This is a genomic window from Bacillus sp. MUM 116 (genome assembly GCF_001866655.1).
GTDB lineage: Bacteria > Bacillota > Bacilli > Bacillales > Cytobacillaceae > Neobacillus.
In genome coordinates, this window is sequence record NZ_MLYR01000089.1 from 1 (window position 1) to 7,489 (window position 7,489).

Here is a 7,489-nt window from a genome sequence, read left to right on the forward strand (position 1 = left end):
ATGAATGCCTATAGGCTGCGGATATTAACAAAAGCCCCTGAACTTTAAACCATTCAAGGGGCTCTTTTTTTATGAGATAAGAAAGAAAATTCGGCTTCGAGAATTGTCCGCCCCTCGAGGTCACAAGCCAATCCGTCCAAAAGGTTAAAGAACAACTTTTTGTTTGATCTGGGATTTTAGTGCTCTTCTTAAGATTTTTCCGGTTGTAGTTTTTGGAAGTTCGTCCAAAAACTCAACTGAAGAAGGAATTTTATATTTTGCAAGATGTTCTTGACAGTATTTGAGCAACTGATTTTCGGTAAGATTTGGGTTCTTACTTACCACATAGCTTTTCACAGCCTCACCTAAATTTGGATCTGGCACACCAAGTACTGCAACCTCGACAACATCCGGATGGTTGTATAGAACTTCTTCAACTTCCCGAGGGTAGACATTATAGCCTCCAACAAGAATTAAATCCTTTTTTCGGTCTACGATATAAAAATACCCTTCTGCATCCTTCCGTGCCAAATCACCGGTATAAAGCCAGCCATCCCGAATCGCAGCTTGAGTCTCTTCGGGCATTTTATAATAGCCCTTCATTACATTTGGGCCTTGGACAATAAGTTCTCCGACCTCATTTGCGGGAATTTCTTCACCTAGTTCATTGACAACTTTATTGATTACATTAAGAATGGATGTCCCGATTGACCCGGGCTTTCGCGGACGGTCAAGCGGATTAAAGCTTGTTACCGGCGATGCCTCTGATAAACCATATCCTTCAGATACCATCACATTAAATTTCTTTTCAAAATTCTTTAGAAGGGCGACCGGCATGGAAGCTCCCCCGGAAACACATAATCGGAAGGTTTGGAGATCCGCGGGTTTTCCTTCGGGATATTGAAAAAGGAAGTTATACATGGTTGGGACCCCTGCAAAAACAGTTGCTTTATATTCTTTTGTCAGGCGGAATATTTCTTTCGGGCTAAATTTGGGAACAATCAGCATCGTTGCACCGCTTAATAACGGTGCATTTAATGCCACTGTTAAGCAAAATACATGAAACATTGGCAATGCCGTAATGATACGGTCATCATGACTCATCTTTAAATAGTCACCAACATCTTTTGCATTGCTGTACAAATTCTTATGGGTGAGCATCGCTCCTTTTGGTTTTCCTGTGGTACCCGATGTGTAGAGAATTAAAGCAACTTCATCATCCTCAAGTTCAGGACCCCGGTAATGTAAATCTCCTGAGGTAACTACATTTGTAAACGATTTCATTTTAGGGTAAATGGAGAGTTCTTCTACATTTGCTTGTACTAAGTCACTTTGACTGGTTTCACAGAATACATAATGCTCGACCTTTGGAAGCTGTGTGTGCATTTTCTCTGCTAAAGGAATAGCCAGGTCTAGTGCGACAACTGTTTTTACATCGCCATTCGTTAGAATGTAACCAATTTCATCAGCGGTATAAATCGGGTTAATCGGGATAACCGTAGCACCTAACCGTAATGCCCCATATAAACTGATGACAAAATGCGGGGAATTCCCAAGCAGCAGTGCAATATGATCACCTTTTTTAACCCCCAGTTTTTCAAGCCCTGATGCAAACTTTGTAATGGCTCCATCTAATTCGGCGTATGTAGTTGCCTTATCCAAAAAATAATAGGCAGGTTTATTGGCCGAAGTTTTTGCAGTTTCGTGGAGCTGTGACGATAAATTCATGTATTTCCCTCCCTTTATGAATGAATGCTCATTCATTTAATTCTTGCAATTTTCTAAATATATTATATTGCTAGAAATTTGTGGATTCAAGTAGAATGTAAACAAAAAACGGTAAAAACCGGCTTTTTTTATTGCTGGTTCTAAATTAGCGCTTTTTAACTAAACTAAGTATAGAGAGGTTGTACAAAAAGGAGGACAATTCATGGTACGGAAAATGGGGGTTTATGCAGTTCTGGCCTATGTGATATATGGGTTGTTTTTTTATTGGTACTTATTTTACTTTGCCGATACTAAGCTTCCCTTTGAATATCAAGGGTCACAAGCTGACCCTGCTACTTTCCTGAATGGAAGGGAACTTATGCTGAGTGAAGAGTATTCGAAGATAAGAAATCTGTTATTTTTCTTATCTACACCATTCGAATGGCTCTTCTACTTTGTTATTTTATTGTTTGGCCTTTCCCGCGTATTTAAACGCTGGGCAGAAAGCACTTCTAAGTATAAATTACTTCAGACAGCAATTTATCTAATTTGGTTATCATTCTTTGCATTTGTTGCAACATTCCCGTTAAGCTATATAAGCTATTCCTTATCCAAAACCTATCATATCTCGACTCAATCTTTCCCATCGTGGATGAAAGATGAGTTAATTGATTTTTGGATTAATTACGGGACATGGCTGATTATTGTTCCGGTGATTTATTGGCTGATGAAAAAAAGCAATAAACGCTGGTGGTTATACACTTGGTTGTTATCGATTCCTTTTACGCTATTTATGATGTTTCTGCAGCCGGTTGTGATCGACCCTTTGTATAATGATTTTTATCCGTTAAAAAATAAAGAACTTGAAACAAAAATTTTAACAATGGCTGATAAGGCCCATATTCCGGCAAAACATGTTTTTGAAGTGAATATGGCAGATAAAACAAATTCGATGAATGCATATGTAACGGGGATTGGTTCGAATGCACGGATTGTCCTTTGGGATACAACCTTAGATCGGCTATCGGATAAGCAAATTTTATTTATAATGGCGCATGAGATGTGCCATTATGTAGAAAAGCATATTTATTTTGGCATTGCCGGCTATTTGCTGCTCTCCTTGCTGGGATTGTACTTAACCAATCGAATAATGGAATGGGTGATTAAGCGATGGGGCAGTGAATTGAAAATACCGGATAAGAAGGATATTCGGTCATTGCCGTTATTTTTAATGATTATCTCAATACTATTGTTTGCGTCGAGTCCGTTGACAAACCTAGTCTCGCGATACGAGGAAACACGTGCAGACAACTATGCCATTCATATGACCAAAGATCCACAGGCAGCTATTACTTCCTTTCAAGAATTAACCAGGTCAGGCTTAAGTCAAGTAAATCCGCCGCTTTTAGTAAAAATATTCCGCTATGACCACCCAACCATGCTTGATCGGATTTCCATGCTTGAAGAATATGAAATCAAACATCGCAATCAAATAAAGTGAAACTCAATCAGTGGGGGTTTTTTTCATCCCCCACTGATTGTTAGTTGAACCAATCGGGCTTTTACGGGCAGTTGATCCCCCATTTATGCTTCCTGTTTCCACTAAACATTGAAGTGGGGGTCTTACTGCCCGTTAATGCGGGATAAAATAAATGATTCGTTGAGGACTGAGGAACTGTTTCAGTCCCTTTTTTGTGCAAAAAAAGCCGTCCAATTTTGGACGGCTTTAAAGATTTTAAGTTCCAAATCGTTTGTTAAGCTCTCTGAGTTGACCGGATAATAGGAAAAACGCCTTTTTGTCCCGATGATCAATGGCACAGTCAATTTTTTCTAACAGTTTTTCTTTTTCAATGTTTAATTGGACTTCTGCTAGGAGCATTTCAATGTACAAATCCTGAACGTAGTTTTCTCTCTTTTGACGTTTCATGGCACCAATTTTCATCAATTCTGTGTAGGATTTTTCATTCATGAAAATCACCCCTGCCGCTTTTTTTTATTATATGGAGTTTTATAGATAAAATCAAAGAAATATTTATAATCTTCAGAAATATTTTTCTTGACACAAATTGTGACTAATTTGGTAACGATTCGGGAAAATCAGGATATTGGCAAATGAACATGATATGATGAAAAAAATAGAAAAATGGGGAGTTGACGGTATTGAAGCAAAATCAGATAGAAGAATATGAAATTAATTCTTGTACCATGTTTATTAGGCCTGTAGAGTATGGAAGTAAAATATATTCACAAATTTTTGAGGAAGAGGATGAGTTTCTTTCGCCGTTTAAGCCATTGGATATTATTAAAAAAAGCTGCGATTATTTTGGCGTTGATTATGAAAGCCGCAAGAAAGGGACTAGACAGCTTATTGGTGTTACACATAAAATTCCAATTGCGATTGAACCGACCAACCGCCTCTATTTTTTTCCAACTACATCACCGACCCGCTCAGAATGCATTTGGATTTCACATGACCATGTAAAGGAACATCGCCGAATTTCTATTCAGCAAACACTTATTACCTTTCGCAATAAACAAACACATTTATTTCCTGTCTCCTACAGCACGATTGACAATCAATTATTAAGAACATCATTTTTGAGGACAAAGCTAATGCAAAGAATTGAAATGAATGAGAGAAAATCTTTTTATTTGATGCAAAGACCAGTTCAAATAGAGGCTTCAGAAAATACCCGCAAATACGGTGAAGACCTTTTTACAAAAAATTAAACATGACGTAATTCACCGGGGCGATTGCTTTTTCAAAAAGTAAAACTCGAGCAGTTCTTGAACTTTGTTTCGGATTCTTGGATTAAAATAACTATGGCTTTCTTCATAGCCCTTATATAAGAACAGATACATCGTAAAGGCATCGTCCCGTCTTGTTTCGGTTACTTGAAGTTTATTTTTTTTCATATATTGTTTAACTTCCGCTAATTCCCTTTGTACTTCCTTCATTGTTTCCTCTATCAATTCCAAATAAGGTTTTTTTAATTTAAAAGGACTTTTTTCCACTACAGTTAAATCACGGTTTAAGATGATTAAAACCATTGGCAAATAAATCGCTTTCTCCATAATATTACGATCTTCTTCGGGAATTCTGGTCATGAATTTGAGCCCCTTTCTACAATTGTTTTCGAACGTTTGTTCTTATATTTTATTAAAAAAGAATGGAAAAGGCAATCGCTAAGAAAGTTTTTATAGAAGGGTATGGAGTAGGGGAAACTGAGGTAAAAGAAACTTGTGGTTTGATGCAAGCGTCATATATAGGTGGAGAAAATTTAACTTGGATGGGTGATGGAATCATGAGATATGAGCAAAATCAGAAAAAGAAAAAAGGAAAATGGCGTTCTGTGCTGATGGTAATCCTTATTTTACTGATTGCGGGAGCTGGATATTCCTATTATCAATATAGACAAGGTGTGAACCAATCATTAAAAAAAGTAAGTAAAACAAATCAAGTTGTTTATACCTTTGATGGAAAAAAAGATCAGTTCGGGGATACCAACATCCTTCTTTTGGGCAGTGATGCAAGAGGAAATGAAGTATCAAGGGCAGATACGATTATGATTGCACATTACAATGAAAATAAAGGAACATATAAACTTACTTCGATTATGAGGGATAGTTATGTTGACATTCCGGGTTATGGAAAGCATAAAATAAATTCTGCTTTTGCCCGTGGCGGTCCCGACCTAATGAGGAAAACGATTAAAGAAAACTTTGGTATTGACTTGCAATATTATGCTATTGTCCATTTTCAAGGGTTTGTCCAATTAATTGATGAGGCGTTTCCAAACGGTGTTAAGATTGATGTTGAAAAAGCCATGTCAAAAAATATCGGAGTGTCGCTCAAACCCGGGGTTCAGAGACTAAATGGAAAAGAAATGCTAGGCTATGTTCGTTTCCGCCACGATGCCATTGGAGATTTTGGACGTGTAAAACGGCAGCAGCAGGCAGTAAAAGCAATTGGCGAACAGCTAACCAGCATAAACACAATTCCAAAAATCCCTAAATTAATCGGGGTAATTACACCATATATCAATACAAACATGCAAACTTCCGATATAATATTTATGACGACAAATTATTTTTCCCATAAGAATCGCCCTGTTGAGACATTAAGGATTCCAGTGGATAATAGTTATACCAATCAGCGAATTTATGGAGAAGGAGCCGTATTATCCATTGATGTCGCTAAAAATCGCGAGGCTCTTCAACAATTTATTACGAAATAAGTTAACGTGGTTCGGCAAAGAGGAGAAGTATGATGGATATTGAGTTCATTAAGGAGTGGTTAACACTCGACCATATCATGGAGTTAATCAAGCAATATCGTGCTCTTGGCCCGCTTGCGGGGATACTACTTCCGATGATTGAAGCCTTTTTGCCATTCCTGCCGCTATTTTTATTTGTGATGGCCAATGCAAGTGCCTTTGGATTATGGTTGGGATTTTTATTATCTTGGCTTGGTGCTTGTATTGGTGCATTGCTTCTTTTTTCCATTATTAGACGATTTGGACAAAAACGTTTATTATCTTTTCTGCCCAAACATCCAAAAGTTCGCAAGCTGATGGATTGGGTGGACCGTCACGGCTTTGGCCCGCTTTTTATACTTCTGTGTTTCCCCTTCACGCCTTCGGCAGTGGTAAATATTGTTGCCGGTCTTTCTAAAATAAGTATTTTCCAATATATGTTAGCTGTTATTATCGGGAAAATGGTGATGATTTTTACTATCAGTTTTATTGGTTATGATCTCCATTCGCTTATCACAAAGCCTTATCGAACGATTATTGTAGTGGGGGTAATTTTCATTCTTTGGTATTTTGGAAAAAGAATTGAAGTAAGATTGAATAGAAGGATTGAAAATGACCATAATGGGGAGAAAAAGGGATTGGATAGATGGAGGAGTTTCAATGAAGATTGAATGGAAAAAAGAAGGTATGGAGTGGGTCAAGGCTTTTGCAATTGGAATTATTATTTTTGCTTTTATTCGGGCATTTTTCTTTTCCAATTATGTTGTTGAAGGGGAATCGATGATGCCGACTCTTCAAGACGGAAATAAGCTGGTAGTGAATAAACTAGGCTACCAAATTGGGGATTTAAGCCGTTTTGACGTGATTGTCTTTCATGCAAACAAAAAAGAAGATTTTGTCAAGCGCATCATTGGATTGCCGGGTGATAAAATTGTTTATCGGGATGATCATTTATACGTAAATGGAAAAAAGTACGAGGAGCCGTTCCTAGATGTTTATAAACAAAAATCACCAGGGGTAAAAATTACGGGTGATTTTACCTTGAAAGAAATAACTGGGGATAACAAAGTACCTGCAGGCAAGCTGTTTGTCCTTGGCGACAATCGTCTAGGAAGCTGGGACAGCCGCCACTTTGGTTTTATTTCTGTTGATCAAGTGGTTGGCAAGGTAGATCTGCGTTACTGGCCGTTAAATGAAATGGATGTTCACTTCTAATTAAATCTTAAGCAAAAAAGAGCATGCATTTGCTAACGGGTTCCGTTTCCTGTCGCAAAACCCGAAAATGTAATCAAAAATGCATCCCAATTTGTACTGCCTTTTGTATCTGTTTTTGCAATTAAAAATAAAATGGCTCAGTTCACTATCCTGAGCCATTTTTAATATCCGTTTTTTTCATTGAACATAACGCCCCTGTTACTTCAATAAGCGATTCCTAATTCTTCAAGAATCGCTACCTGTTAGTGGAAATAAGCTACTAATTTATCTATTTATACAAGATAATGAATAACATTCTTATACACATAACAACTCCTACACCATACCTAATT

Annotated in this window: 8 protein-coding genes; 5 read left to right on the top strand and 3 right to left on the bottom strand. The window is 37.5% G+C overall.

All coding sequences use genetic code 11. From position 1 onward, the window contains the following. Nucleotides 1-144: 144 nt before the first annotated feature. Nucleotides 145-1,707, bottom strand: a complete 1,563-nt coding sequence (locus BIV60_RS20905) for a fatty acid--CoA ligase family protein (RefSeq protein WP_071357655.1) — start codon at nucleotides 1,705-1,707, stop codon at nucleotides 145-147. Nucleotides 1,708-1,909: 202 nt separating this feature from the next. On the opposite strand from BIV60_RS20905, the gene BIV60_RS20910 reads away from it, so the two are divergent. Further along, on the top strand, nucleotides 1,910-3,187 hold the full coding sequence (locus tag BIV60_RS20910) for a M48 family metallopeptidase (RefSeq protein ID WP_071357656.1): 1,278 nt from the start codon (nucleotides 1,910-1,912) through the stop codon (nucleotides 3,185-3,187). A gap of 234 nt (nucleotides 3,188-3,421) precedes the next feature. Here BIV60_RS20910 and BIV60_RS20915 read toward each other — a convergent pair whose 3' ends face one another. Then, nucleotides 3,422-3,655 (bottom strand): IDEAL domain-containing protein, encoded by a 234-nt coding sequence (locus tag BIV60_RS20915; protein WP_071357657.1) that lies wholly within the window; start codon nucleotides 3,653-3,655, stop codon nucleotides 3,422-3,424. Between the two features lie 191 nt (nucleotides 3,656-3,846). Between BIV60_RS20915 and BIV60_RS20920 the strand changes: the two genes are divergently transcribed. Next, on the top strand, nucleotides 3,847-4,416 hold the full coding sequence (locus BIV60_RS20920; protein WP_071357658.1) for a competence protein ComK: 570 nt from the start codon (nucleotides 3,847-3,849) through the stop codon (nucleotides 4,414-4,416). A 12-nt stretch (nucleotides 4,417-4,428) separates the two neighbouring features. Here the strand turns inward: BIV60_RS20920 and BIV60_RS20925 are convergent, their stop codons facing one another. Beyond that, the gene (locus tag BIV60_RS20925; RefSeq protein ID WP_071357659.1) at nucleotides 4,429-4,794 is read right to left on the bottom strand and encodes a YhjD family protein; all 366 of its coding nucleotides are present in this window, start codon (nucleotides 4,792-4,794) and stop codon (nucleotides 4,429-4,431) included. 197 nt (nucleotides 4,795-4,991) lie between these two features. Between BIV60_RS20925 and BIV60_RS20930 the strand changes: the two genes are divergently transcribed. From BIV60_RS20930 to lepB, 3 genes are read left to right on the top strand one after another with little or no spacing between them, the layout of a single operon-like run. Continuing rightward, entirely contained in the window at nucleotides 4,992-5,924 is a 933-nt protein-coding gene (locus BIV60_RS20930) for an LCP family protein (protein ID WP_071357662.1), read from the top strand. A 32-nt stretch (nucleotides 5,925-5,956) separates the two neighbouring features. Next, nucleotides 5,957-6,613, top strand: coding sequence for a TVP38/TMEM64 family protein (locus BIV60_RS20935; protein WP_071357660.1), 657 nt, complete (start codon nucleotides 5,957-5,959; stop codon nucleotides 6,611-6,613). Further along, nucleotides 6,603-7,157 carry a signal peptidase I gene (gene lepB, locus BIV60_RS20940; protein ID WP_071357661.1) on the top strand — a complete coding sequence of 185 codons (555 nt, stop codon included), beginning with the start codon at nucleotides 6,603-6,605 and terminating at the stop codon, nucleotides 7,155-7,157. Before BIV60_RS20935 ends, lepB begins: the two co-directional genes overlap by 11 nt. The last annotated feature ends 332 nt before the right edge of the window (nucleotides 7,158-7,489 follow it).

What these genes read in the sequence shown, in the direction of transcription:
- BIV60_RS20930 (WP_071357662.1), top strand. Translation starts at nt 4,992, where the DNA reads ATGAGATATGAGCAAAATCAGAAAAAGAAAAAAGGAAAATGGCGTTCT.
- BIV60_RS20925 (WP_071357659.1), bottom strand. Translation starts at nt 4,794, where the DNA reads ATGACCAGAATTCCCGAAGAAGATCGTAATATTATGGAGAAAGCGATT.
- BIV60_RS20935 (WP_071357660.1), top strand. Translation starts at nt 5,957, where the DNA reads ATGGATATTGAGTTCATTAAGGAGTGGTTAACACTCGACCATATCATG.
- BIV60_RS20905 (WP_071357655.1), bottom strand. Translation starts at nt 1,707, where the DNA reads ATGAATTTATCGTCACAGCTCCACGAAACTGCAAAAACTTCGGCCAAT.
- BIV60_RS20915 (WP_071357657.1), bottom strand. Translation starts at nt 3,655, where the DNA reads ATGAATGAAAAATCCTACACAGAATTGATGAAAATTGGTGCCATGAAA.
- BIV60_RS20910 (WP_071357656.1), top strand. Translation starts at nt 1,910, where the DNA reads ATGGTACGGAAAATGGGGGTTTATGCAGTTCTGGCCTATGTGATATAT.
- lepB (WP_071357661.1), top strand. Translation starts at nt 6,603, where the DNA reads ATGAAGATTGAATGGAAAAAAGAAGGTATGGAGTGGGTCAAGGCTTTT.